General features: G+C 48.1%; 20 protein-coding genes and 1 pseudogene. 15 read left to right on the top strand and 6 right to left on the bottom strand.

All coding sequences use genetic code 11. The features are described 5' to 3' along the window. The first annotated feature begins 1 nt into the window (after position 1). On the top strand, positions 2–346 hold the full coding sequence (locus ABJO30_11295) for a DUF1491 family protein (GenBank protein MEP3233402.1): 345 nt from the start codon (positions 2–4) through the stop codon (positions 344–346). A gap of 9 nt (positions 347–355) precedes the next feature. On the opposite strand, the gene ABJO30_11290 is transcribed toward ABJO30_11295, so the two are convergent. Continuing rightward, entirely contained in the window at positions 356–1,663 is a 1,308-nt protein-coding gene (locus ABJO30_11290) for a DUF2336 domain-containing protein (GenBank protein ID MEP3233401.1), read from the bottom strand. Positions 1,664–1,841: 178 nt separating this feature from the next. On the opposite strand from ABJO30_11290, the gene ABJO30_11285 reads away from it, so the two are divergent. Together ABJO30_11285 and ABJO30_11280 are read left to right on the top strand one after the other, a co-directional pair. Then, positions 1,842–2,021: a hypothetical protein gene (locus ABJO30_11285; protein MEP3233400.1), complete on the top strand. Its 180-nt coding sequence runs from the start codon at positions 1,842–1,844 to the stop codon at positions 2,019–2,021. A gap of 30 nt (positions 2,022–2,051) precedes the next feature. Then, positions 2,052–2,900 (top strand): hypothetical protein, encoded by an 849-nt coding sequence (locus ABJO30_11280; protein MEP3233399.1) that lies wholly within the window; start codon positions 2,052–2,054, stop codon positions 2,898–2,900. A gap of 1 nt (position 2,901) precedes the next feature. Here ABJO30_11280 and ABJO30_11275 read toward each other — a convergent pair whose 3' ends face one another. Genes ABJO30_11275 through ABJO30_11265 form a run of 3 tightly spaced genes read right to left on the bottom strand, consistent with a single transcriptional unit; the run spans position 2,902 to position 6,294 of the window. Further along, positions 2,902–3,552, bottom strand: a complete 651-nt coding sequence (locus tag ABJO30_11275; protein ID MEP3233398.1) for a hypothetical protein — start codon at positions 3,550–3,552, stop codon at positions 2,902–2,904. Further along, complete coding sequence (locus tag ABJO30_11270) at positions 3,549–4,118, bottom strand: DUF1214 domain-containing protein (GenBank protein ID MEP3233397.1); 570 nt, start codon at positions 4,116–4,118, stop codon at positions 3,549–3,551. Before ABJO30_11270 ends, ABJO30_11275 begins: the two co-directional genes overlap by 4 nt. 10 nt (positions 4,119–4,128) lie before the next feature. Further along, positions 4,129–6,294 (bottom strand): PBP1A family penicillin-binding protein, encoded by a 2,166-nt coding sequence (locus tag ABJO30_11265; GenBank protein MEP3233396.1) that lies wholly within the window; start codon positions 6,292–6,294, stop codon positions 4,129–4,131. Positions 6,295–6,390: 96 nt separating this feature from the next. Here ABJO30_11265 and ABJO30_11260 point away from each other — a divergent pair, with 96 nt between their 5' ends. The 12 genes and pseudogenes from ABJO30_11260 to ABJO30_11205 all read left to right on the top strand — a co-directional run bounded on the left by ABJO30_11260 (position 6,391) and on the right by ABJO30_11205 (position 19,781). Then, complete coding sequence (locus tag ABJO30_11260; protein MEP3233395.1) at positions 6,391–6,873, top strand: YcgN family cysteine cluster protein; 483 nt, start codon at positions 6,391–6,393, stop codon at positions 6,871–6,873. Positions 6,874–7,058: 185 nt separating this feature from the next. Continuing rightward, entirely contained in the window at positions 7,059–7,550 is a 492-nt protein-coding gene (locus ABJO30_11255; GenBank protein MEP3233394.1) for a hypothetical protein, read from the top strand. Between the two features lie 37 nt (positions 7,551–7,587). Beyond that, positions 7,588–8,559, top strand: a pseudogene (locus ABJO30_11250) (terminase family protein). A 159-nt stretch (positions 8,560–8,718) separates the two neighbouring features. Continuing rightward, a complete protein-coding gene (locus tag ABJO30_11245; protein MEP3233393.1) occupies positions 8,719–9,015 on the top strand; it encodes a hypothetical protein in 297 nt (98 codons plus the stop codon). 38 nt (positions 9,016–9,053) lie between these two features. Then, on the top strand, positions 9,054–9,722 hold the full coding sequence (locus ABJO30_11240) for a response regulator transcription factor (GenBank protein ID MEP3233392.1): 669 nt from the start codon (positions 9,054–9,056) through the stop codon (positions 9,720–9,722). Beyond that, the gene (locus ABJO30_11235) at positions 9,712–11,067 is read left to right on the top strand and encodes an ATP-binding protein (GenBank protein MEP3233391.1); all 1,356 of its coding nucleotides are present in this window, start codon (positions 9,712–9,714) and stop codon (positions 11,065–11,067) included. Before ABJO30_11240 ends, ABJO30_11235 begins: the two co-directional genes overlap by 11 nt. A 138-nt stretch (positions 11,068–11,205) precedes the next feature. Next, positions 11,206–11,673: an RT0821/Lpp0805 family surface protein gene (locus ABJO30_11230; GenBank protein MEP3233390.1), complete on the top strand. Its 468-nt coding sequence runs from the start codon at positions 11,206–11,208 to the stop codon at positions 11,671–11,673. Positions 11,674–11,794: 121 nt separating this feature from the next. Beyond that, positions 11,795–13,024, top strand: a complete 1,230-nt coding sequence (locus ABJO30_11225) for an alpha/beta fold hydrolase (GenBank protein ID MEP3233389.1) — start codon at positions 11,795–11,797, stop codon at positions 13,022–13,024. 110 nt (positions 13,025–13,134) lie between these two features. Further along, complete coding sequence (locus tag ABJO30_11220) at positions 13,135–14,691, top strand: Do family serine endopeptidase (protein ID MEP3233388.1); 1,557 nt, start codon at positions 13,135–13,137, stop codon at positions 14,689–14,691. An 86-nt stretch (positions 14,692–14,777) separates the two neighbouring features. Beyond that, positions 14,778–15,464 carry a response regulator transcription factor gene (locus ABJO30_11215; protein MEP3233387.1) on the top strand — a complete coding sequence of 229 codons (687 nt, stop codon included), beginning with the start codon at positions 14,778–14,780 and terminating at the stop codon, positions 15,462–15,464. Positions 15,465–15,468: 4 nt separating this feature from the next. Beyond that, positions 15,469–16,863 carry a HAMP domain-containing sensor histidine kinase gene (locus ABJO30_11210; GenBank protein MEP3233386.1) on the top strand — a complete coding sequence of 465 codons (1,395 nt, stop codon included), beginning with the start codon at positions 15,469–15,471 and terminating at the stop codon, positions 16,861–16,863. Beyond that, positions 16,860–19,781, top strand: coding sequence for a bifunctional [glutamine synthetase] adenylyltransferase/[glutamine synthetase]-adenylyl-L-tyrosine phosphorylase (locus ABJO30_11205; protein ID MEP3233385.1), 2,922 nt, complete (start codon positions 16,860–16,862; stop codon positions 19,779–19,781). Before ABJO30_11210 ends, ABJO30_11205 begins: the two co-directional genes overlap by 4 nt. A gap of 10 nt (positions 19,782–19,791) precedes the next feature. On the opposite strand, the gene ABJO30_11200 is transcribed toward ABJO30_11205, so the two are convergent. Further along, entirely contained in the window at positions 19,792–22,140 is a 2,349-nt protein-coding gene (locus tag ABJO30_11200; GenBank protein MEP3233384.1) for an ATP-binding protein, read from the bottom strand. A 164-nt stretch (positions 22,141–22,304) separates the two neighbouring features. Next, entirely contained in the window at positions 22,305–24,959 is a 2,655-nt protein-coding gene (gene pepN / locus ABJO30_11195; GenBank protein MEP3233383.1) for an aminopeptidase N, read from the bottom strand. Positions 24,960–25,116: the final 157 nt, after the last annotated feature.

Genomic DNA, 25,116 nt, shown 5'->3' with positions numbered 1-25,116 from the left:
AATGCGGTTGAGCTCTGAATTTTGGGTAAGCGCCTATGTCCGGCAATGCCAGGCCGATGGTGATTTTGCCGCTCTTTCAAAGCGTGGCGCATCTCATGGTGGTGCAGTTTTTGTGATCATCAATCGGCTCGACGGAACGAATGACCTTTATGGTCCAGCACCGCAATCTTTGCTTGATGAAAAACATGATGTGAATGAACGTGTTTTCTATGCGCTCTTATCTGCGGCCACGCAGGAAGACTTAGATGTGCAACTCAGTAAAGAACAGCGTTTTGATCCCGACCTATGGATCGTTGAACGTGAAAGCCGCACTGGTGAGCACGGCTTAATACTGGTGGTTGAGTAAAAGCAGCGTTTAACGTCTGACGACAGATCGTTGAACTGTATCTTCGATTTTGGTCGGCGTGCTCTTCGCAAAGCCCCCTTGGGCCTTTTCCGTGCGAGATTTTCCAGAATAAACAGGCTTGTGTTCAACGGATCCGGGCGTTTTCATGGCAGGATGCCATTCTTCGATGACACTATGGGCAGCCATCGGAGTGATTTGGCCATAAAACCAATTTAGTAGATAGATTTGTTCTTGGTCTTTGCCGAGCTTTGGGTTGAGCAATAAGAATGCTTCGTTAGCCACATGCTTTGGAAGGGCGAGGGATTTGAGACATATGGCAAGTGCAAATCCGTGATCATCATTGATCACGCTCTTGGCGTCGTCCTCTGGCAGATCGCATTCTCGCGTTAACAAAGCTGCGAATTGCTCGACATTCTTCTCACGCGCTAACTGTGTGAAGTCACGCGCTCTATCTGCTCTGCGATAGGCCTGCTTTAGGATTAGGGCCGGATTGACTTTATCATCTGAAGCGTTTTCAACGGCTGTGTGCACATGAGTTAAAACATGCGCATGTTCCATTGCGAGGAAACGGTCAAGCCCCGAGATGCGAGCGCTGGTATCTTTACCAGACAAGGAAATTCCTGTTTTGGGCTTGGTGGCAGCAATAAGGCGTTGGGCCGTCTGTTCCATATCGACATCTATGTCGAGGCGCGCTTTGTTTTCATGGTCTGACGGTTCAGTCATCGTACGGTCAGTCATTGAACGTTCTGGAACAGCTGTTATTTCAGAATGAACATCATCGTTGGATTCCTGCTCAACACTTTGTTCTAATTGAGAACTGTTATCTACGATTGTGACTTCGATCGTCGTTGGATCGCTACGCAATTCATCATAATCAATGTTCGTTTGAAAGGTCGGTAGCGCTTTTTTTGAAATCACGAGCATGACTGCGTCTGATAAGTTGGGACGGCCTGCTATTGCCAAAGCATGAAGTTCAGTTCCACGGGCTATGATGGTTAGAAGGTCGGTATCATTGAAGCCTGCATAGTGGTGCAATATGGGGGCGGCCACTGCTATATCATCTTTGGCAAGTGTTAATGCCGTTGTCTTTGGAAGCGCAGAGCAATGAGCTAGACGTTCGGCGATCTCACTTTTTGCTTGAAGATTTAACTTGGGCATTAGGCGCAAACAAAGCTCTTCAAAATGCAAAGCGTCTTCCCATGAGGGATCTTCTTTACTGGCGAACAGCTCGCTGGCTGCTTTTAAGACTGCTTGATGTCTGTTGTTATTGTCTGCCTGAACCAAGGTATCAAACTCGTTTCTTTTAACCTGTTGCACGGTACACCCAAAACGCTACGAACTCTTTGATCTTAAAATGACAGAAATTCGTTAGCGCTCTGTTAACTTTACTAATGTCTTAATGGGGCGTCTCAAATCAGAACAAATGGTTTGTGATTCCTCGTAAAGCAGCGTGTTGAGTTTTCCTGCATCGAACCACCTACCTATGGGGTCCGGAATGGATAAACTAGTTAAACTGGAAGATTATCGGCAAAATCGGCAGGCGGATAAGTCCACCGCTATTGTTCCTATTCCTGCGAAGGGCGCGGAAATATTGCTGTTTACTGGCATTCAAGTTGAATACACCGACACATCAATGTTGGCACCTCATCGATCTCCATTTGCCCGGCACAATTAGAACGTACAACTGGATAGAAAAGGGCGAATAATGAGTGTGATTTCGGTCAATCACAAGGCGCACTTGTGCTTGCTTTGGGCTGCGATTGCTTGCGCCCTGTTGACCGGTTGCTCAAGACCAACGGGCGATTTCGGCCGTGCTGCGCCCAGCGTTTCTCATGATCATGTCGCACCAAATTTTGGAAAATTATTTGCCCTTCGGCGTAAAGAGAACGTCTCTCTTTTCGCAAGAACAGACGAAGAAATAAAACTTGAAAATGTCGTGTGGACCATCGTTCGACCAGTGCACACAAATGACTGGATTTCAGGAACCCTGATAGAAGGGCGCCGAACCCGCGTATTTCCGCAGATCAATAAGAAGTTAGACTATCGTGCTTACTTATTTTGGCACCGTATCGAGCGGTTTAGCTCAAGTGAAGCACGCTGGAACCGGATCATTGCTGATATTCGCGCTGATCAAGGCGCCATTGCACCATTATATGAGCAAGCGCGCGTTATCTATGCAATCGATTCCCAACGCTTGAAATTCTTGGAAGAAACCGAGGGTTTGGAGCCAATTTATCGCAAAAACACCCGCGCAAGATTGCTCGAAAATGAACAATTGATCGACCTCGCACTGCGCAGTTTTCAATTCCGTTACAAAGCTTATGAGTTTGCGATTACCCGCATGACTTTGGAATTCCCTTCACCGCGCGCCCAAATTGCTGTTGACGAGCTGGGGCGGTATAAAGACCTTATTGAGCGAGGCGGAAAACGCGGACTGCCCTTTATCGACAATCCTGAACTGTTATCTTCTCGCATCACACTAGAAGACCTGAAAGATGACAAAAAGGCTAAGGATAAGAAAAAGTGGGGCGATGATGCAGGTGTTATCAAATAGGCTATTTGCACTCTGCCGTAATTAACGTTTCTTCCACCGCAGACGCGAAACTCCGCGACGATCTGAAAATTTTGAATACGACATAAGCGAGTTCGGTTTTCAGCAAGGTTTTAACAACAGAACCATCTTCTTCACCCGTCTCTGCTTCCGCTTTCGCAACCGCGAGTTCGGCTTTTGTCAAAGGCCGTGTAAAGGGGACTGGAAGGCCACCTTGTGATTTTCCCGCAGCTTCAGAAATGTTGTTATCATCAAGCGTGTTTTGTGCCTTTTGAATTGTTTTCAAACTTCTGATTTCAAGGTTGAGCTGCTTTGTTTGAGATACGCCATCGTGGAGGCTGTAGATCACGGTGCTTTCGGTGTCATAAATTGTGACTTGCCAAAAATCAGTTGGGCCATCCGATGTCAGCGTAACCGGACCATCAGTAAGATCAAACCGACAAATTGCATAAGCCATCGCTGGGTCAGCTTGACCGAGTAACTTGAGAACGTCTTCGTTCGTCTTAAGTGGAACCAATTGTCTGGGCTTAATTTGATCTGTGATGTTTTGCCAAATTTTTTGGTCTGCGAAAAACGGGGTCGCGAGAATTGCAAATATGTGAACGAGGCCACTAAGAACAACGAGTAAGAGCAGCATTCTGAAAAGATACATCATATGCAGTTAACCCTCTCGATAAGCGGGGTCTTTATCGCTGCATCAAGGGCGTCACTCGTCAATGGCGTGTCATAGATACGCAAGATCAGCGAAAAGCGTTTCCTTGAATTGAGTGGTAACCAGTTCCCAGGTTGGGCAGTCTTAGAGATGTAAATTTCTAGCTGTTCATCTTCGCTCCAGATGACATCTTCAGATGTGATATAGGCAGGTTGCGTGCTGTTATTTGATTTGCCTGTTTCTAAATAGGTAAGCGTCCACAGTCGTCCTCTTGGGATGATACCTGTTAGCTTATATTCACAATTACTGGCGTATTGCTCGCCCCTGCTGTCTTCGCTTGAGAAGAAGGCCAAGCCTTCTGTGGTGCTCATCCACGTTTTTCCAGCTCTGGCGAGATAGGCTTTTGTGTAAGGATCCGCTGATGGGTCGGCGGCTTTAGACCAAATATCCCATTGGCCAATTTCAGTTTTTTGAAATTTCAAATCACCCTGCAAAGCAAACCATGCAGAACCAATGCCTATGATACAGGCGGCGAGACTAACGAGTATGAATGTGATGGCGTGACGCACGGTATAAGGCCTACAATTGACCTGCTATTGTCTTGAGGCTGCCGGCTTCTGCCTTCTTCAATGGCACAAAGCCTTTGACGACTTTCTCTTGTTTTTGCTCAAGCAGTTGGCCAATATTTTCTAGAACTTTTGTGGAGTTTGCAGACAGAGCTCTGATTTGATCAATCGATTTAATTTTCACATCGCTACCCTGTGCATCCAATTCCACCAGTTTGATGTCAGAACGCCCATCTTTGCCTAGATAAGGGATTGGGCGTTTGTCGACGCCTTGGTGAGCAAAAGACATGATGTCTTTCCATGTCATCGCAGGAAGGCGGCCACCTGTTAGGCGACGGGTTGGCGTGTAGTTGTCATTGCCATACCAAACCGCAGAAACGTAATTACCAGTATAGCCAATAAACCAAGCATCACGGTATGATTGGGTGGTGCCTGTTTTGCCTGCCGTTTTGCGGTCATCGAGTTTAGCGCGGCGTCCTGTTCCCCATTCTGGTACCTGAGACAAGATTTCGTTCATTGAGGCAACAGAACTTGCTTTCAAAACACGTTCTTTTTGCTGGTTGCCGCCGAAGTCTCTGATGAGCTCGCCTTTGGAATCGTAAATACGAATGGCAGCTTTCGCCCGTGGTTTGTAACCACCGTTGGCAAAAACGGAGTAGCCTGTTGTCATATCCAAGACGGAGACTTCTGACGTGCCAATTGGCAAGCTTGGGTTCGCGCGCAATTTGGCCGTTACACCCATGCGGTGTGTTGTCTCAACAATCTTCTTTGCGCCCAGCTGCAAGCCGATCTTGACTGGGATGGTGTTGATTGATTTTACCAACGCAGTGGTCAGTGTTTGGCTGCCAGAATAACTACGGGTGTAGTTTTTAGGCGACCAGCCTTTGACCCACACAGGACCATCGACAATGCGGGTAGAAGGGGTCATGCCTGCTTCCATCGCGGCTGAATAAACATAGGCCTTGAAGGTCGAACCTGGTGAGCGCAGAGCATCGACCGCACGGTTAAACTGGCTTTGTCCATAATCGCGGCCACCGACCATTGCTCTCACAAAACCATCAGGTGTCATAACGACAGTCGCACCTTGAGTTATGTTGTAGGCTTTGCCGTTTTCAGCGAGATATTGATTGATGGTCCGTTCAGCGTGTTTTTGAAGAGAGTTATCAAGACCAGTCACTACTGTTAAAACACGGTCTTCTTGAATTTTCATTTTCAAGATGTCTTGGTAAGCCCAATCGAGGTAATAGTCTGGGCTGTCTTCACGTTTGCGATTGACGGCGGACGCAGGGTTTTGCCTTGCGGTCAAAACTTGCCCTTCCGTTAAGAATCCAGCTTGCACCATATTGGTCAAAACTTCGTTGGCTCTTTCGCGAGCCGATGCCAAGTTGATGTGTGGGGCAAAGTTGGTTGGCGCTTTGAAGAGGCCAGATAGCATTGCTGATTCAGCGAGTGTTAGATCGGCATAGTCTTTATCAAAATAAAATTCAGCCGCCGCCGGAATGCCAAATGCACCGCCGCCCAAATAGGCACGGTTGAAATAGAGTTCTAAGATTTCTTGTTTGGTCAAATTCGCATCAAGCCACAGGGCCAAGAAAGCTTCTTTCGCTTTCCGTGAAAGGGTGCGCTCATTGCTCAAGAAGATGTTCTTCGCAACCTGTTGTGTGATCGTTGATCCGCCTTCAACCACGCCGCCAGCTTTCACATTGGTGGCAAAAGCACGGGCAATGCCCAAAATATCCACGCCAATATGAGAAAAGAACCGTCGGTCTTCGGTTGCAAGCGTTGCTTTTATGACATGATCTGGTAGCCGCTCTAAATCAATCGGCTTGTTTTGGAAGACGCCACGTCTGCCAATAACTTCGCCTGCACGATCGACAAAAGTGACTGAATAGTCGTCCTGTTTGCGCCAATCTGTGTTGGTCGCTAAAATCGCAGGCTGGGCCAAGCCCAACATAAGCAACATGCCAACCGCACCCCAAGTGAGAGCTTCATTAGCAAGCTCTACAGGTATACGTTGCCAGCCCAAAACACGGAAACGGCGCATGAAAGCGGAGTAACGGATATAAAGATCACGTACCCAGCCGAAACCTGAGAACAAACCACCATCGATGGCGCTGTCCAGTTCCAGCATTCTACTTGCAAGTTTGCTACGTCTGTTGTTTGAAAACTGATCGTTCAAAGGGCATGGTCCAAAAATAAAGTCTTAACAAATTCTAAATAAGCTTTATTGCTGCAATATGCCAGCCATCTTCTTACCAAATATGAGTTTTAGTTAATGGAAAAAGCCCCGTTCTGGAAGACTATCCCCCTCGAAAAGCTATCAAATGAGCAATGGGAATCCCTTTGTGACGGTTGCGGACGTTGCTGTTTGAACAAGTTGGAGGATGAAGAATCAGGCGAGATCGTGTGGACGAATGTTGCCTGCTCACTTCTCGATGATGAAACTTGTAAATGTGGGGATTATCCCAATCGCTCGAAATTGGTGCCAGATTGTATTCAATTAACGGCTAAAAATGTGAGAGATTTGAGCTGGCTGCCTGCAACGTGCGGGTATCGCTTGGTTCGCGATGGCAGGGATTTATACTGGTGGCATCCACTTGTTTCAGGTGATCCAGATACTGTCCACATGGCTGGTATCGCTGTTCGCGGCATGACTGTTAGCGAAGATGATGTCGAGGTTGAGGACTATGAAAACTATCTGGTTTCTTGGCCAGAAGAGGACCCTTTCGAGGACCCAGATTCAGAAATAGGAAATTAATCCTTGACAGCGTACGGTGACTTAGCTATAAACCGTATCGTCGCAGAAGTGTGACACTCCTTTGAAAACTTGAGCCTTTATCCCCGCTTGTCGAGTGCGTCTTCTTTGCATGTTCATTCGTGCGTCGCTGCCTTGTATCGTGTCGCGGGATAGTTGGTGTTGCTTTTGAAAGCTGATTGGACCAAATGACCGACTGGTTGAAAATCCGTGAGGCTTATGAAGCCGACGGTGAAGCTGTTACGCAAATTTGTATCCGTTATGGGGTCAGTAGTGCCGCGCTTTATAAGCGCGCAAAGGCTGAAAATTGGCCTCAACGACGCATGACGAAAAAGAAACCGAAAAAGACGAGCAAGATAAAACGCGCGGCCAATGAGGGCGGAAAAGTACCACCCAATAAAGTCGAACGGCGTCAATTGATTGATCGGCTTTACCAAGCCTTTGAGAAACAAATGTCAGACTTTGAAATTCAAAATGCCACAACCGCTGATGATGGCATCAATGAAAAAGACGCTCGAACACTTGGCTCGCTCGCGCGAACCTTGGAGAAGTTGATCGAGCTAAAAAGCGAAGAAGAGGGCGATATTCAAACACAAAATCAAGAGGTTGATATTGAACGCCTTCGTGAAAAACTTGCGCAGAGACTTGAACGAATGCGTACAAAACGAGGAACTGGGTGATTTATTCGATGGCCTGAACGCCGCTGAATGCCATGCCTTGCTGCAAGATTGGCAGCTTTGGGCAAGGGAGGATCAAATTCCGCCCGAAGGGGATTGGTCTGTTTGGTTGTTACTAGGCGGCAGGGGGGCAGGTAAAACGAGGGCGGGTGCAGAATGGGTGAAGGGCATGGCCTTGGGTTATCCACCTTTTTGCCATCGCTCTGTCGGCCGCATTGCCTTGGTTGGTGAGACTTACGCTGATGTTCGAGACGTTATGATTGAAGGTGTTTCGGGCATCTTGTCAGTACACAATAAGAACGATCGTCCGGAATGGAAAAAGACACAACGCCGACTGGTTTGGAAAAATGGGGCCATCGCTCAAGCCTTTTCTGCAGAAGACCCAGATGCCTTGCGCGGTCCACAGTTTGATGTGGCTTGGTCTGATGAGATTTGCAAATGGCGCTACGGCGAAGAAACATGGGACATGCTGCAATTTGGCTTGCGGCTTGGTGAGCGGCCAAGGCAGGTCGCAACGACCACACCAAGGCCGGTCGCTCTATTAAAGCGTCTTCTTGCAAGCCCGAAGACGGCTGTATCAAAGGCATCAACTGCGGCGAATGCTGCAAACCTTGCTCCGGGGTTTTTGGACGCTGTTGTTGAACGTTACGGCGGATCCCGATTGGGGCGGCAAGAGTTGGATGGTGAACTGATTGAAGATCGCGAAGATGCTCTATGGCAACGCGATCTGATTGAGCGGATCACCGTAAAAAAACCAAGTGCCCTGCAGCGTGTTGTCGTGGCAATTGATCCGCCAACCACGGCGCATAAAAAGTCAGATGCTTGCGGCATTATTGTCGCGGGTATTGATGAGGCTGGCATTGGCTTTGTTCTTGAAGATGGCACCGTGCGTGAAGCAACACCGAGTGAATGGGCAACCAAAGCGATAGCCCTTTATCACAGGTTCGCAGCAGACTTGTTGGTGGCGGAAGTCAATCAAGGCGGCGACATGGTCGCAACCATCGTCCACCAGTTGGTCGAAAAGTGATACGTTTGACACCGCCTTTCAAATTCGTGAACACAATGCGGCTTGGCGTTCGTTGTGCGAATCGTTAACCAGTACGAAGTGAGTGGAATACCAGTATAATTCCATTCAGACTTTATTCAGCCAAGTTCTGGCATGATCGGTTTTATGAAGAATATTATTGTCCATTGCGTAGCATTTGCGATCCTTGTTTCTCTCTTTGTATTTGAGAGCACGCGGACGTCGCATGCTCAATCATGCTTGGGTCCATCTCAACAGCGCAAAGCAGTGGCTTCTGGTGCGGCAAGACCGTTTGGAGCGATTGCTTCCAAGTTGCGTGGTGAGCTTGTAAACGCACGCCTTTGTAAACGAGGTGGTGGGTTGATCTATGTTGTCACCGTATTGCGTGGTAATAAACGTGTAGATGCCGTGTTTAATGCTCGAAATGGTCGACGCCTTAGATAAGCATTGGTTTTGACATTTAGGGTAGGTAAGGCCGACTTATGAGAATTTTAGTCGTCGAAGATGATAAAGACTTAAACCGACAATTACAGGAAGCTCTAACGGACGCAGGCTATGCCGTTGATGTTGCTTTCGATGGCGAAGAAGGCCACTTTCTAGGCGATACGGAACCTTATGATGCGGTTGTCCTTGATATTGGTCTGCCAAGTAAAGATGGTATTAGTGTTCTAGAAGATTGGCGACGCACCGATCGCAATATGCCGGTCCTAGTTTTGACTGCCCGTGATCGGTGGAGCGATAAGGTGCAAGGCATTGACGCGGGCGCTGACGATTATGTTGCCAAGCCGTTTCATATGGAAGAAGTTCTTGCCCGCTTGAGAGCCTTAACCCGTCGCGCAAGTGGCCATGCTTCTAATGAGTTTGTTTGTGGGCCTGTCCGTCTCGATGCGAAAACAAGTCGCGTTACCAACGGCAACGACGTTATTAAACTAACATCCCACGAATTTCGCGTTTTGAAATATCTTATGCATCACCCGGACCGGATCGTATCTCGCACGGAACTTACAGAACACCTATACGATCAAGACTTCGATCGCGACTCAAACACAATCGAGGTCTTCGTAGGTCGGCTCCGCAAGAAGTTGGGTGTCAATATTATCGAGACTGTCAGAGGTATGGGATATAGGCTGAGCGAGCCTGATGACGCTTAATTCGCTCGCGCTCCGTCTCCTGCTTTCTTCCATTCTTTGGAGTATCATAGCGCTTCTTGTCGCAGGGCTTCTTCTTTCTACCCTTTATCAACAAAGCGTGGAACGTGGGTTCGACCAACGCCTCAATGTTTATTTGAAGATTTTGGTCGCAGCCCAAGCAGAGGCCGAAGACCCGATGCGCATGGAAGCGCCACGGCTGACGGAACCAAATTTTGATTTGGTGCTCTCCGGTTGGTACTGGCAAGTGGCGGAAATGGATGGAGAGGTAGTAATTGCCTCGAGGTCTTTGTTTGCTGAAACGCTCCCCGATATTGATTTCAAAGAACTAGAACCTAACAATGATGGCAGTGTTTCTTTCTACTCCATCGGACCCGCCAACAACACACTTCGATTAGTCGCGCGAAATATCACAACTGACCAGCATGATCCCGTTATTGTGGTTGTTGCAGGTAATGCCAGCGATATACAGCAAGACATCGCGCAATTTAGGCAACGTGTGTTCTTAACTCTTGCAGTGCTGGGCCTAGTTTTAGCCATCTCGACATTTGTACAGGTTAAATGGGGGCTTCAACCATTACGCAGGATTGCGCAAGGGCTGAGTGATATTCGGGAAGGCCGTTCACAAGACTTGCAAGGAAGTTTTCCAACTGAAATTCAACCACTGGTCAGTGAACTCAATGCTCTGATTGGATTCAATAAAAAAGTCATTAAACGCGCCCGTACTCATGTGGGTAATCTCGCTCACGCGTTGAAAACACCAATCAGCGTCTTGCGCAACGAAGCGCGTGATTATGAAACGCCGCTGTCTGAGATGGTCGTTGAGCAGACAAATGCGATGCAAAGTCAGGTCAATTACCACTTAGACCGTGCTCAAGTTATCGCAAGGCGTGGTGTGTTAAGTGCTGCAAATCCTGTGAAGCCGACCCTTGATGGCCTTATTCGTGCGATGGATAAAATCTATATCGATAAAAATCTTTCGATTACTCAAGATATCGAGACCGGATTGCGGTTTGCTGGTGAGCGTCGTGATTTGGAAGAAGCACTCGGTAATTTGATCGATAATGCATGCAAGTGGGCTGAAACGCGTGTCGTTGTCTCAGGTCACATAGAACAAGGCTCGCTTATCTTGAGTATTGAAGATGACGGGCCTGGTTTGACTGAAGAAGAGCAAGAAAGAGCCCGAAAGCGCGGCGAGCGGCTTGATGAGCAAACACCTGGTTCAGGTCTTGGGCTTTCTATTGTTCATGATTTAGTCGATGCCTATGATGGGTCATTCTCAATGGGGCGATCTGAACTTGGAGGCTTGTCTTCTGTGCTTTCTTTCCCAATTCCCGAAATCCCTTAAGTCTTTGTTTACGATAACAATTAATGCGATATTAGCTACACTACGCCATAATTTCTCCTCGTTCTTATGACCAGTTAGAACAGTTGGCGCTATCAGCCAATTGTATCGAGTATCAACAGTACAAATGAGGGAATTCTCATGTTCAAAACCATCGCATCCATCGCTTGCTTATCTTTTTGTCTGGCAGGTTGCCAAACCGGTAATTTTTTCACAGGACAAAATGTAGGTGGCGTCGGTGGCGCTGCTCTTGGTGGTTTTGTTGGCAACAAATTTGGCTCAGGTACAGGTCGTGTAATCACAACGGCAGGCGGAGCTATTTTGGGTGGTGCTGCTGGTAGCATTTTGGGTCAACGCTTGGATCAAGGTGATCGCAACCGTGCTCAGCTTGCACAAAACAATGCGCTGCAACAACCTGCAGGTCAGCCGATTTCTTGGCGAAATACTCAAACAGGTGCCGCGGGTCAAGTTGTGAGTGGTGCCAGCTATTCAATTAATGGCCGCGAATGCCGTGATTATACGCATACCCTCAATGTAAACAATCAGCCCCAGCAAGTACGCGGTGTTGCCTGTCGCCAGCCAGATGGTAGCTGGCAGTCGGTTTCTTAGAGGTTTCCTCTAAAACGAATTCACGTCATTTCACGTTTTAGATATATCCGTTTGGATTATTGGCGTTTATGGTTATTTTCAAACCATAAACGCCATACGTTCAATTACAGGATTATCGTCCATGTCATCTCCACAACGGGTCTCCTTTCAAGGCGCCTTTGAAAATAAGCTTGCCGGTCGCCTCGATTTGCCAACTGGCCCCATTCGAGCTTATGCACTGTTTGCCCATTGCTTCACCTGCTCGAAAGATATTTTCGCGGCAAAGCGAGTGGCAGCGGAACTTTCTGGTAAAGGGATCGCGGTTTTGCGGTTTGATTTTACTGGGCTTGGTTCCAGTGAGGGCGAATTTTCAAACACGAATTTCTCCTCCAACATTCAAGACCTTTCCCATGCTGTTGATTTTATGCGGGAAGCCTATGAAGCCCCTTCAATTCTAATCGGCCACTCTCTTGGCGGTGCTGCAGTTTTGTCTGTTGCTGGTAGCATTCCAGAAGTGAAAGCTGTCGTGACCATTGGTGCGCCATCAGATGCTGCCCATGTGGTTCATAACTTTGGCTCTAACCTCGACCGCATTGAACAAGACGGTGAGGTAGCCTTAGAGCTTGCGGGACGTCCTTTCACGATCAAAAAACAATTCATTGATGATCTTCATGAGGTGAGTGTCGCTGATCGCGCGGCTTCCATGAAGAAGGCGCTTATGGTGCTTCACTCTCCGATTGATACGACAGTGGGTATTGAAAATGCAGCGGCAATATTTGCGGCCGCAAAACATCCAAAAAGCTTCGTGTCACTGGATGATGCCGATCATCTACTGACCCGCCCGCAAGATGCCTCTTATGCTGCAACTGTCATTGCTGCTTGGGTGTCGCGTTTTGTTGGGGGCGAAGAAACTGCCGACATCAACCATGAAGGCGGTGTGCTGGTTGCTGAGACAGGACAGGGCAAATTTCAAAACGTTATCCGCGCAGGTAAGCATCACATGATAGCCGATGAACCAACTAAGGTTGGCGGGCTAGATACAGGGGCAGGGCCTTATGATTACCTTGCCGCAGCCCTTGGTGCTTGTACCAATATGACCCTTCGCATGTATGCCGATTTCAAAAAGCTCGACATTGGCCGCATTTCCGTCGAGGTCAATCACGGCAAGGTCTATGCGAAAGATTGCCACGAGTGTTCGCAAAGCATGATTGAACGCGGTGGTAAGGTTGATCGGTTCGAGCGGAAGATCACCGTGCATGGAGATTTAGATGCTAAAACCGAGGCTAAGCTCCTTGAAATTGCTGACAAATGTCCTGTTCATAAAACACTTGAGCACAACGCCGCCGTGGTGACTAACATTACAAAATCGTAATGTTGGCGAAAGGCAATTGTAAGGTTGGCTACTCCATATTGATGACAACGAACTGGTTATAGGGCGCAATCGCGCTCTCAAACTTTAACGATCAATATGGAGCCTTCCCCATGAATTCATCATCAACTTCTTTTCAAAAATCTTTCCGTGCCGCAATCCTTGGTGCGACCAGCCTTGGTCTTGCAAGTGTTGTTGCCGCGCCTGCTCTTTTGAGCAATACAACGGCTGCCTATGCAGAACCTGTCCGTGTTGAAGGTCAGCGAGTGGTTGGTTTTGCTGATGTGGTTGAAAAAGTAGCGCCTGCTGTTGTGAGCGTTCGGGTGAAGTCAGATGTAAAAGCGCGAAACGTTGCTCAGCGTGGTGGCAATCCACTTGATATTATTCCAGGCTTCCGTGATCTTCCTAAAGACCATCCGTTCAACCGTTTCTTCCGTGAATTTGGTGAGAACAATGAGCGTGATGAGCGCAGTGAACGCCAAGAAGAAAAGAAAAATGACGACAATCAGCCGCCGCGCCGTCGTTTTAGTGGCCAAGGGTCGGGCTTCTTTATTTCTGAAGAGGGTTTGGTTGTAACTAACAATCATGTTGTTGATGGCGGTGCTGAGTTTTTCGTTGTGACCAATGATGGCACAGAACTTGAAGCCGAATTGATCGGTAAAGATGCCCGTACTGACTTGGCGCTCTTGCAAGTTAAAGAGAAAAAGAAATTCACTTATGTAAAATTTGCTGATGAAGACAGCCGCGTTGGTGAGTGGGTTGTTGCTGTTGGTAACCCGTTTGGTCTGGGTGGCACGGTAACAGCTGGCATCATCTCAGCCCGTGGTCGCGATATTGGCGCTAGCCGTTACAATGACTTCATCCAAATTGATGCGGCGGTCAACAAAGGTAACTCAGGTGGTCCCGCGTTCAATTTGAATGGTGAAGTGATTGGCATTAACACGGCGATCTATTCACGATCAGGTGGCAATGTTGGTATTGCTTTTGCGATCCCTGCTGAAACTGCGAAATCAGTTATCACTGATTTGAAAAGCGACGGTAAAGTTGTTCGCGGCTTCTTAGGTGTACAAATTCAAGACATCACCCGCGACCTTGCTGATGGCATTGGTCTAGCAGACACCGCTGGTGCATTGGTGGCATCGACAACACCTGAAACGCCTGCTGGTAAAGCTGGCATCAAATCAGGCGATGCAATCATCGCGGTAAATGGTGAGAAGGTGGAAGACACTAAGGACCTTTCCCGCCGTATTGCTGGCTTCCGTCCAGATACAAAAGTTGCGTTGACTGTCTTCAGAGACGGTGAATCGAAAGAGATCGATGTAACGCTTGGCACCTTGCCTGAGCGCATTAGACAAGCATCCGTTAAATCAGAGCCTGCAAAACCAGCAGAACCTGAAGCTATGGAAGAGTTTGGTCTTGAGCTTAAATCGGCTGAAGGTGGTGAAGGCTTGGAAGTGACGCAAATCTCGCCAACCAGTGTCTTGGCAGGTAAAGCGCTTCGTGTTGGTGATACGATTTCACAGATTGATAGCCAATCTGTCGATACACCAAAAGCTGCGAAGGAAGTGATTGCAGCGGCTCGTGAAAAGGGCAAGAAAGCTGTCCTTCTCCGTGTTGAAAGCGCGAATGGCACACGCTTCGTTGCTTTGCCCTTGAAGAAAAAAGGCTAACACCAACAACTAATAAATCAGCTGCCCTTGCATTAAGCACTGGCAGCCGATTATCTCAACTTCGACGATAGCTCGGGGTTTATCAAATGCGCATCCTCCTCATAGAAGACGATACTGAAGCGGCAAGCTACTTGACCAAAGCGCTTAATGAAGCAGGTCATGTGGTTGAGCTGGCGGCTGATGGAGAGGAAGGCTATTTTCTCGCAAGCGGTAGTGACTACGATGTTTTGGTCGTTGACCGTATGCTGCCCAAGCGCGATGGCTTATCCGTCATTGCTAGTTTGCGCGCGGAAGACAACCAAACCCCCGTTCTTATTTTATCAGCTCTCGGTCAGGTCGATGATCGTGTCGAAGGTTTGCGGGCAGGCGGGGATGACTATCTCACCAAACCCTATGCCTTCAGTGAATTGCTCGCCCGCATTGAAGTGTTGGCAAAAAGACGCGGCGGCGTGAATGAGCAAAGCACGACTTTAAAAGTGGCCGACCTTGAGCTTGACCGTCTCGCCCATTCCGTCCATCGCTCTGACACTGAAATTGTTCTCCAGCCGAGAGAGTTTCGCCTGCTTGAGTTTCTGATGAAGAATGCTGGCCAAGTCGTGACCAGAACCATGCTTTTGGAAAATGTATGGGACTATCATTTTGATCCGCAGACGAATGTGATCGACGTCCACATCTCCCGCCTCCGTTCGAAAATTGATAAAGGTTTCGACGAACCTCTGGTCCACACCATGCGTGGTGCGGGTTACGTGTTGAAGTCGGCGAAGAGGAAATAGAGCGGTGTTCGGCACGTTTTTCAAAACCACGGCTTTCAAACTAACGCTGATCTACATGACGGTGTTCATTGTCTTCACAATCGCGATGGTCGGCTATCTTGCTTACACATTGAGCAACCAGTTGAGCACGCAATTAAACCAGACAATCAGCTCGGAACTTGCTGGCCTCAACGATCATTATGATCAAAACGGTATTCGCGGTTTGCTTGATCATTTGGATTCAAGAAGCCGATTGCCGGGCGCTCCTGCTTTGTTGGTCACAAACTTTCAAGGCCGTGGGCTTGCAGGCAACATTCCAAATTTACCGCCAGACTTCCTTTCCCTAGATCGCCAAGCCCTTCACCCGCTTCCCTATAATCGTCTGCGTTCTAACGGAGAGATTGAAGCAACGGTTGCGATGGTTCGTATCTTTAATTTGCCGAGCGGTTTTCATCTCATCATTGGCCGCGATGTTGGGGAGCGCGAAGAGTTTAAGCAGATCATCTCTGGCTTTATTCTGATCATGGTGGTTTCCCTTGTCGTCTTGGGGTTCTTGAGTTGGTTCCTTGTAGGGCGACGGGTTCTGCGGCGTATTGATACTATGTCGGCCACGAGCCAGACGATTGTCGCGGGAAACTTGTCAGAGCGACTAGCAATTGACGGGTCGGGCGATGAGTTTGATCGCTTGGCAGGTAATCTCAATGATATGCTGGACCGGATTGAGGCGCTGCTGAACGGTCTTAAGGATGTATCCGACAATATCGCCCATGATCTAAAAACGCCGCTTACACGCATGAGAAACCGCGTGGAGTCCGTTCTTGCAAGCAAGGCAGGCAAAGCTGACATGAAAGAGGCGCTTGAGGGGACGATTGTTGAATCAGATCAGTTGATCAATATCTTCGACGCCTTGTTACGTATTGCGCGTGTGGAGGCTGGTTCGTCAATTGGGGTGGATGAAACCATCAACCTTGATGCAATCGTGGCGGATGTGGTGGAACTTTACGAACCTGTTGCAGAAGATGAGGGGCTTTCGCTGATCCATCACTTGTCGGATAATGCACGCGCCTTCGCCGTGAACCGTGAGCTGTTAAGCCAAGCGGTTGCCAATTTGATCGATAATGCGATTAAATATGCAGGGAGCGGCGCCAACGTGGAAGTGTCTGTGACCTTCGAGAAAAGCATGGCGGTTATTGCCGTTGCTGACGATGGACCGGGGATTGATGCTAAAGACTTTGAACGGGTGAAAAAGCGTTTTACAAGGTTGGATCAAAGCCGAAGCAAATCTGGCAGTGGCTTGGGATTAAGTCTCGTATCTGTGGTTGCTAAACTGCACGGTGGTGTGCTTGATTTTGAGGGTAATAACCCTGGTCTTATTGCTCGTATAAAAATACCAAATACGCACAAAGGAGCGGCTCATTGAGTTCTACCGCTGGTCATGCCTTCCAATCATTGCCTGTTGATGATGAAGAGCGCGCGCGTGAACGGGTAGAAGAGTTTTTTGATCGCCTGACTGATGAAGCGCAGCCCGCAGTGGAGCGGATCAAAGCTGACCCAGCACGGTTTGGTCTTCTTCAAGCTGCCATCTGCGACGCGCCTTTTATTCGAGATTGTTTGCTAGACTATGCGGACTTTGCAGCTGACTTGATTGCCTTCCCTCAAGACGAGAAAATCACCGACCTTATTAAGGAAGTCGGCGCGCTTGATCATTTAACAGTGTCTGAGAGCGAATTGATGCGGGCGTTGCGCGGTTTGAAGCGGAAAATGGCGCTAGGCCTTGCTCTGTTCGATCTTGGTCGCGTTTGGCCCATGGAGTGCGTGACGGAGGTACTCTCAAAATTTGCAGATGCCACCTTGCTCGCCGCCATTCGCTTTGCCTTGTTTCAAGAGACGCATCGAGGAAAGCTTCAACTCGCCAATGAAGCGAAGCCAGAAGAAGACAGTGGCCTCATCGTGCTTGCAATGGGTAAGCATGGCGCGTTTGAACTCAACTATTCCAGCGACATCGACATCATCGTTTTTTATGAAGCAGGTAAGGTGCAAATCACGGATCGCTTTGAGCTGCAACCAAGTCTTGTTCGGGTCACCAAGCGCATTGTTAAAATACTGCAAGAACGCACCGAGCACGGTTATGTGTTTCGCACCGACTTGCGCCTGCGGCCTGATCCCGGTGCTACAGCGGTAGCGATATCTACTGAGGCAGCGATCAATTATTACGAAAGCATTGGCCAAAACTGGGAACGTGCAGCCTTCATTAAAGCGCGACCTGTTTCTTGCGATATTGGCGCCGCAGAGGCTTTTCTGAGTGACATCAGTCCGTTTATATGGCGCAAATATATGGACTTTGCCATGATCGCAGATGTTCATGCGATGAAGCGGCAAACCCACCTTCACAAAGGTCACGCAACGATTGCGTTAGCTGGCCATAATGTGAAGCTTGGGCGTGGCGGTATTCGTGAGATTGAGTTTTTTGTCCAAACCCAACAACTCATTGCTGGCGGTCGAAATTCGCAGTTGCGGGTAACAGGTACGCTTGAAGGGTTGAAACTGCTCGCAGAGGCAGGGTGGATTGATGATGAAACAGCTAAGGTGCTTGCAACTCATTATCGCTTTTTACGCAATGTAGAGCACCGCATTCAAATGCGTTTTGACGAGCAGACACATGCGTTGCCAAAAGATGATGAAGCGTTTGAAGCCATTGGCCGCCTAATGGGGTTTGAAACGCGTGGAGAGTTCGATGCGGCGTTGCTCTCGTGCTTTCAATCGGTTTCTTCTCATTATGCAAATCTGTTTGAAGCAGATGATGAGCAGGATGCCTTATCCACGATTGCCTTTCCTGCTGACAATGATGACCCAGCGACATTAAAAGCACTTGAAGAACTAGGCTTTGAAAACAGCATGCAAGTGTCTTCGATCATTCGCCAATGGCAGTCTGGGCACTACAAGGCCATGCGCTCTGAAAAGGCGCGGGAGGCTTTGGCTGTTATGTTGCCGAAGCTGCTTGCATCGCTTGCGCGTAATGGAGCGCCGGATAGTGCCATATTCACGTTTGATGAGTTTTTGAAGAACTTGCCTGCAGGCGTACAATTGTTCGGCTTGTTGAAGGCCAATGATCATCTGCTTGATCTTCTGGCGTCACTCATGGGCAGTGCCCCGAGGCTTGCGCAAACGATTGCACGACGACCTCATATTTTTGATGCACTGCTTGAACCCGCTTTCTTTGGGTCGATCCCAACCTCACCGCAGCTGAAAGAGCAACTTGCGCAAAGTTTCGAGATTGCAATTGACTATCAAGACTGCCTTGATCGCGCGCGCGTTTTTGTTGAGGAACAACGCTTCCTAATTGGCACGCGGCTTTTGTCTGGCACCATCACACCGCAAGAATCCCAGCTGCTTTATTCTGATCTTGCTGATGTGGTAACCGTTGGTCTTATGCCGCTGGTGGTGGAAGAGGTCGCCCGCAATCATGGCTATGTCAGTGGTGCTGATATTACCATCCTTGCTATGGGCAAATTGGGGGGGCGAGAGATGTCGCCGACCTCTGACCTTGATTTGATTTTGATTTATGATGTCGATCCCGATGTAACAGAATCCGATGGCCGTCGCCCGATCGCAGTAACCCAATATTTTGCAAGAATTACCCAGCGCTTCATCGCAGCACTTTCTGCTCCAATGGGTGAGGGGATCGCCTATGAAGTGGATATGAGATTGCGCCCTTCTGGCAAAGCAGGGCCACTTGCGACTGAGGTTACAAGCTTCATCAAATATCAAAATGAAGCAGCGTGGACATGGGAACACATGGCACTAACACGAGCGCGGGTGATTGGCGGCAGTGATAAATTATGTGCTCGCATCAATCGTGCAATTGATGAGGTTGTGAATAAACCTCGCGACTTGGCGGTGTTGCGCAAAGACGTGGCTGAGATGAATGAACGGTTACATGAAGCCAAAGAAGCGCGAACTGTTTTTGGAATGAAAGAAGCCCGTGGCGGTTTGGTCGACATTGAATTTATTACGCAGTTTATTCAATTAGCTGAAAGCAACAATGCAAACGCACGCTCGACCAATACTCGACAAGCTTTGATGAACGCTGATGTGCCTACAATATTGCCTGACGCTGACAAGGATACTTTGCTTGGAGCATTCGATCTATTTAGCGATCTTATTCAGCTCATGCGCCTTTGTATGGTCAACGAGTTTGATCCAGACACCGCACCTGATGAGCTAAAAGAACGCCTTTTTGTGCAGGCTGATATGCCAGATTTTGCGCGATTGATCGCCCATTTGGAAGAAAGCCAGACAGCAGTCCGTTCGATTTATGAAAAGGTGCTAGCGCAATAATGCTACCGCGCTATTCGATCGTCATTGCTTTTACTTCAGGAAATTTGGTTTCTTTCACTGCGAGAGGCAATTCAATGGTGACTGTTGTGCCCTTGCCGAGTGCCGACTTAATGGTCATCTCACCTTGGTGCATCTCCACCACTGATTTGCAAATAGCAAGACCAAGGCCTGAGCCGGTGTGGTTCTTCGTGAGTTGGTTTTGAACCTGTTTGAACGGCTTGCAAACTTCTTTGAGTAAATCTGACGCGATGCCAATACCGGTGTCGCTGACGCTAATTGTTAAATTGTCATTTTGGGTTTTAGCAACGATTGAAACTGAACCATCTGCTTGGTTGAACTTGATCGCGTTCGTCAAAAGATTATGGATCACTTGCTTCAAAACACGGCGATCGGCGTTAAGTTCAATGTCCTTGGAAATGTTGCTGTCGATTGTAATGCCATTTTGCTCAGCATCAGCCATTTTGCCATCAATGCAATCATTGATCACACCGGTAGCGTCGAAGGTTTCTTTGTCGAGTTGGAAGCGTCCTGCTTCGATTTCTGACATATCCAATACATCATTGATAAAGGCGAGCATGTAAGTTCCGCTCTTGTTGATGTCTTCGCAATATTCAGCGTATTTATCGCTTCCTAGTGGGCCAAATGCGCCTTGTGTCATCATGTCGGAAAAACCGATAATCGCATTGAGCGGAGTGCGCCATTCGTGTGAAATATTAGCGAGGAATTCTGCTTTTTCACGGTTCGCATCTTGCGCGATTTCGCGTTGACGAGAATATTGGGCTGCAAGATTGCGCAACTCGGTCTGCGAGTGTTCAAGGTCGCGCACGGAGGCTTCAAGCTCTTGTTCACGCGTGCGTAGGTCTTCTTGGTTGCGTTTGATCTTTGTAATGTCCGTACCAATTGTCACGTAGCAACCATCATCTGTGCGGTGTTCATTGATTTGCAACCAACGCCCGTCGCTCAATGCAGTTTCAAATGATCTGTTTTTAACATCGGAATTAGCGAGATCATCGTCCATAATGAGTGGTTGTGGGCCATTGGCGCCGTTCATGACTTCCTCATAAGGCGCACCCGGTACAGCTAGTTCCGGTTTGATTTGATTGAGTTCGCGGTATTTTTCATTGCAGACAACAAGACGGTTTTTCGCATCCCACAAAACGAAAGCTTCTGAGAGTGTTTCAATTGAATCACGCAAGCGACTGTTGGCTGTCTTGTTTTCTTGTTCCAGACGAATTTGGTCAGAAACGTCGATGCATATTCCGACGAGGTGAGGCGCTTCATTAGCATTTGTGACAACGGCTTCCCCTTGAACACGAACCCAAATCCAATGGCCATCTGCGTGACGCATGCGGTAAGTGTGATCAACGTTACTCAGTTCTCCATTGAGCACGCGCTCAGCGATCTCAAGCATGTCGATGTCGCCTTCATGGATGATGTCTGTGATCTCACCATACCCAATCAACGCTTGTCTGGGAGGGAGGCCGAGTATTTCATACATGGAGGGCGACCAAAATGCGCGACCTCGTGCGATATCCCAATCCCAAAGGCCGCATCGGCCGTGCTTGAGAGCTGTATCAAATCGGTCGTAGGTGTTGTGGTAAATTCTATCTGCTTCGTCAGCGCGTGCTGTTTGAGTGAAGAAGGCATAAAGAACGACAGTCAAAAGCATGCCTGTGCCAATGAAGATTGAAGCATTGAGGCTAACGTCTGCGCGCCATTGTTTTAGGATTGCTTCCTTCGGTTGATAGACTGTTAGTGCGCCAATCCCGCCTCCTAGGTGGCGTGTCGTGACAATGGCTTCACCTTCTGTTTCCAGCATAGTGACAGTCATGACACCCGCGCGTTCACCAAAGGTAAGCAGCGGTTGGGTTGGTTCTAGAATGTCTGAAAGATAGATATTTTGCTGGCCAAAATTTGGCTCTTGAGCGATTATTTTACCCACTTGGTTGCTGATAAGCAGAACACGGCCATCTTTGGTTGAGCCTTTTGGTGCGTGATCTGCCAGTGCTGCAATTAATTTGTTTGTGAGCTGGTGAGGAGGTGTTTTCGTCTCATCTGATGCAAAGTCTTTTTCAAGTAAAGAGGCGATGAGGCTCAGGTTTTCTTCTGCGCGAATGAGAGTTTCTTTATGATTTTCCCAAATCTGCGCACCTCTCGCGAGGCCGATAAGAACGATGAAGGTTACGATGAAAACAGGTATCAGTCGGCGGAACCATGGTTCGGCATTGAGTAATTTTTGATAAGCAGGGTTAGCGATAATTCGCGCGTGTCCGCTCGCTGTAGATGGATTCCTATCGCGCTGCCAAAAGGTCAGAATCCCTCGTATAGCCGCAAAAGCACTTGCTCCCTGCGTCATCATAATCCCCGTTTTTTCATTCTTTTTGTTATATTGAGATCCAGCGCCACCCTGCCGAATCACCTCTATTTGAATCGACGGGAATCGACTTGTCTAGAGTCCCGAATCAATAAATTTTAATAATTTATTAGGAATTAGAAAAAGCCTTTTAAAACAAAGGCAATTTCTTAATTTCCGAGGGTTCTATTGACGATATCGCGAACGTCAGTAGACAGGCCTGCGCTATTTGAAATGCGTTTTAATGCGCGACCAGCCCGTTCGCGACGATTTGGTTCTAACATCGTCCAACTGCTAAAGCTGGTTAGTAGCCTTGCGGCAACTTGCGGATTAACTTCGTCTAAATCGACAATAAGATTGGAGACAAATTGATAGCCCGCACCATCTGGGCGATTGAACTGAACCTGATTACCATTTGCAAAGCTGCCAATGAGCGCGCGGATACGGTTGGGGTTGGTAATCGAAAAGCTTGGATGACGCATGAGTTCTTTCAACTTGGCGAGCGTCTCTTCTTGAGGAGCCATGGCCTGCACAGCAAACCACTTGTCCATTACAAGTGGATTGGTGCGGTAGCGTCTGTCAAAATCTCTGAGCGCATCGCTCGCAGCGTTATGATTGTTGATCACAAGGCTTGAAAGAGCCGCTAATCGATCTGTTAAATTGTCTGCTTCGTCATATTGTTGTTTGGCAAATCGACTGCCATCTGCCCCATAGGTGCATAACATAGCAAGGGCTGCGTTTTTGAGGCTACGTTGCCCAACTTGCTCAGCACTTGGATCATAGGATGCACGAACTTGGTTTTTCTCAAAGACTGCAATTAACGTTTCACTTGATCGTTTTACAAGCTCTTGTTTCAGCCAAAGTGTTGCTTGATGAATGATTGCTGGATCAACTTCATTGCGAAGTTGTTGCGCAATATCCGCGTCGGTTGGGAAGGCTAGGAACTGAGCTTTAAAAGAGGGATCAAGTGTCTCATCCGTGATAGAGGATTCAACGGCATGGAAGAAGCAATCATAGTTGTTGCTAATGTCCGTTCCGTTTTCTATCGCGGTCACTTTTTCAAGCAGCATACGAACAGCAAGTGTTTGCATGGCCTGCCATTTGTTGAATGGATCTTGGTCGTTGCCCGCCAAATGGATGAGGTCATCAATTGAGAGGGCGATATCCAATTTTACGGGTGCTGAGAAACCTCTAAGCAGTGACGGAACAGGTCGTTCTTTCAAGCCAGAAAACACAATTTCTTGGCTGACTTCTGTCAAATGCAGAACATCGCCTGTTACCTCAGCGCCTTGAACATCTGTGTACTCAAGGTCTGAGCCATCTTTGCCAACCAGCGCGAACCTGATGGGTATATGAAGCGGCTTCTTGGTCGCTTGTCCAGGTGTTGGTGATGTGTTTTGTGTCAGCTCTAAAGTGGCCTGGCCCTTTGCTTCATTGTAGGTGTAGCTCACCAGCACATTTGGTGTGCCAGCTTGCTCGTACCATGTTTTGAAATGGCTAAGATTGCTGTTTCCACCTTCTTCAAGGGCTGCAATGAAATCTTCAATGGTCGCTGCATCGCCGTCATGGCGGTCGAAATAGAGATCGAGACCTTTGGCGAAATTATCATCCCCCAAAATAGTCTTGATCATGCGTACCAATTCCGCACCCTTTTCATAGACGGTCGCCGTGTAGAAGTTGTTGATCTCGTGATAAACTTCTGGACGAACGGGGTGCGCGAGTGGGCTTGCATCTTCGGAGAATTGGCGAGCGCGCAATAGGCGCACATCGCTAATCCGTTTAACAGGGCGCGAGCGCATATCAGATGTAAATTCTTGATCACGGAAAACCGTGAGGCCTTCTTTTAGGCAAAGCTGGAACCAGTCGCGGCACGTGATACGGTTGCCGGTCCAATTATGGAAATACTCATGGGCGATAATGGCTTCAATGTTGACATAGTCCGCATCAGTCGCGCTCTTTGTATCAGCCAAGACATATTTGTCATTGAAGATGTTGAGGCCTTTGTTTTCCATCGCCCCCATATTGAAATCGCTAACAGCGACGATCATGAAAATATCAAGATCATATTCGCGACCGAATACTTCTTCATCCCACTTCATGCAGCGCTTCAAAGATAGCATCGCCCAATCGCATAAATGCTCTTTGCCGCGTTCCACATAAATTCGAAGCTCAACTTCGCGGCCACTCATCGTCGTAAAGGTGTCGGAGATGTGGGCAAGATCACCAGCGACTAGCGCAAAGAGATAAGAAGGTTTTGGGTGCGGGTCATGCCAAATGGCGTAGCAGCGGTCTGTGCCTGCAATTGCGCCTTGTTCAACCATATTGCCATTGCCGAGAAGGTCTTTGATCTCACGAGCAGCGCCTTCAATGCGGGTGGTGTATTTGGTCAACACATCTGGGCGGTCTAAGAAATAAGTAATTCGACGGAAACCTTCAGCCTCACACTGGGTGCAATAAATGCCTGAGCTGAGATACAGCCCCATTAGTTTTGTGTTGGTGGTCGGGTTAACGCGCGTTGTAATTTGAAGTTCGAATTGGCCTTGCGGAATTTTAGGAATAACCAATTCACTCGGCGTTGCATTGTAGGCGTTAATGGGAAGATCGCGCTTATTGATGCTAACAAAATCCAGCACCAGTTCGTCACCAGCTAACACCAACGGCGCGTTTATGTCCGCGTCTCCATTGGCAACGCGCTCAATCGTCATGGTTGAAATCACTACGGTCTGTTCAGGGTCCAACCGGATATCCAAATGAATATCGTGAACCGTAAAGCCCGGCGCTTGGTAATCTGTTAAATTTACTGATTGCCCGTTATTCGTGCGCATATAAAATCCATCCAAAAAAAACGACGTGTGCAATATTCACACAATGACCTTTACTGGTCTGTAAATACTGTGTCGCCTCAAATTCAATCACTTTGTGATGATATCACTCATTATAATGTTACGTAGTGTAATTTCAGCCAAAGTCTAGCAAAATGCC

The sequence above is a fragment of the Hyphomicrobiales bacterium genome (assembly GCA_039973685.1).
In the GTDB taxonomy this organism is placed as follows: Bacteria; Pseudomonadota; Alphaproteobacteria; order Rhizobiales; family JACESI01; genus JACESI01.
The sequence above is the reverse complement of the archived record's forward strand: the minus strand, read 5'-3'. Positions and strand labels throughout refer to the sequence as shown.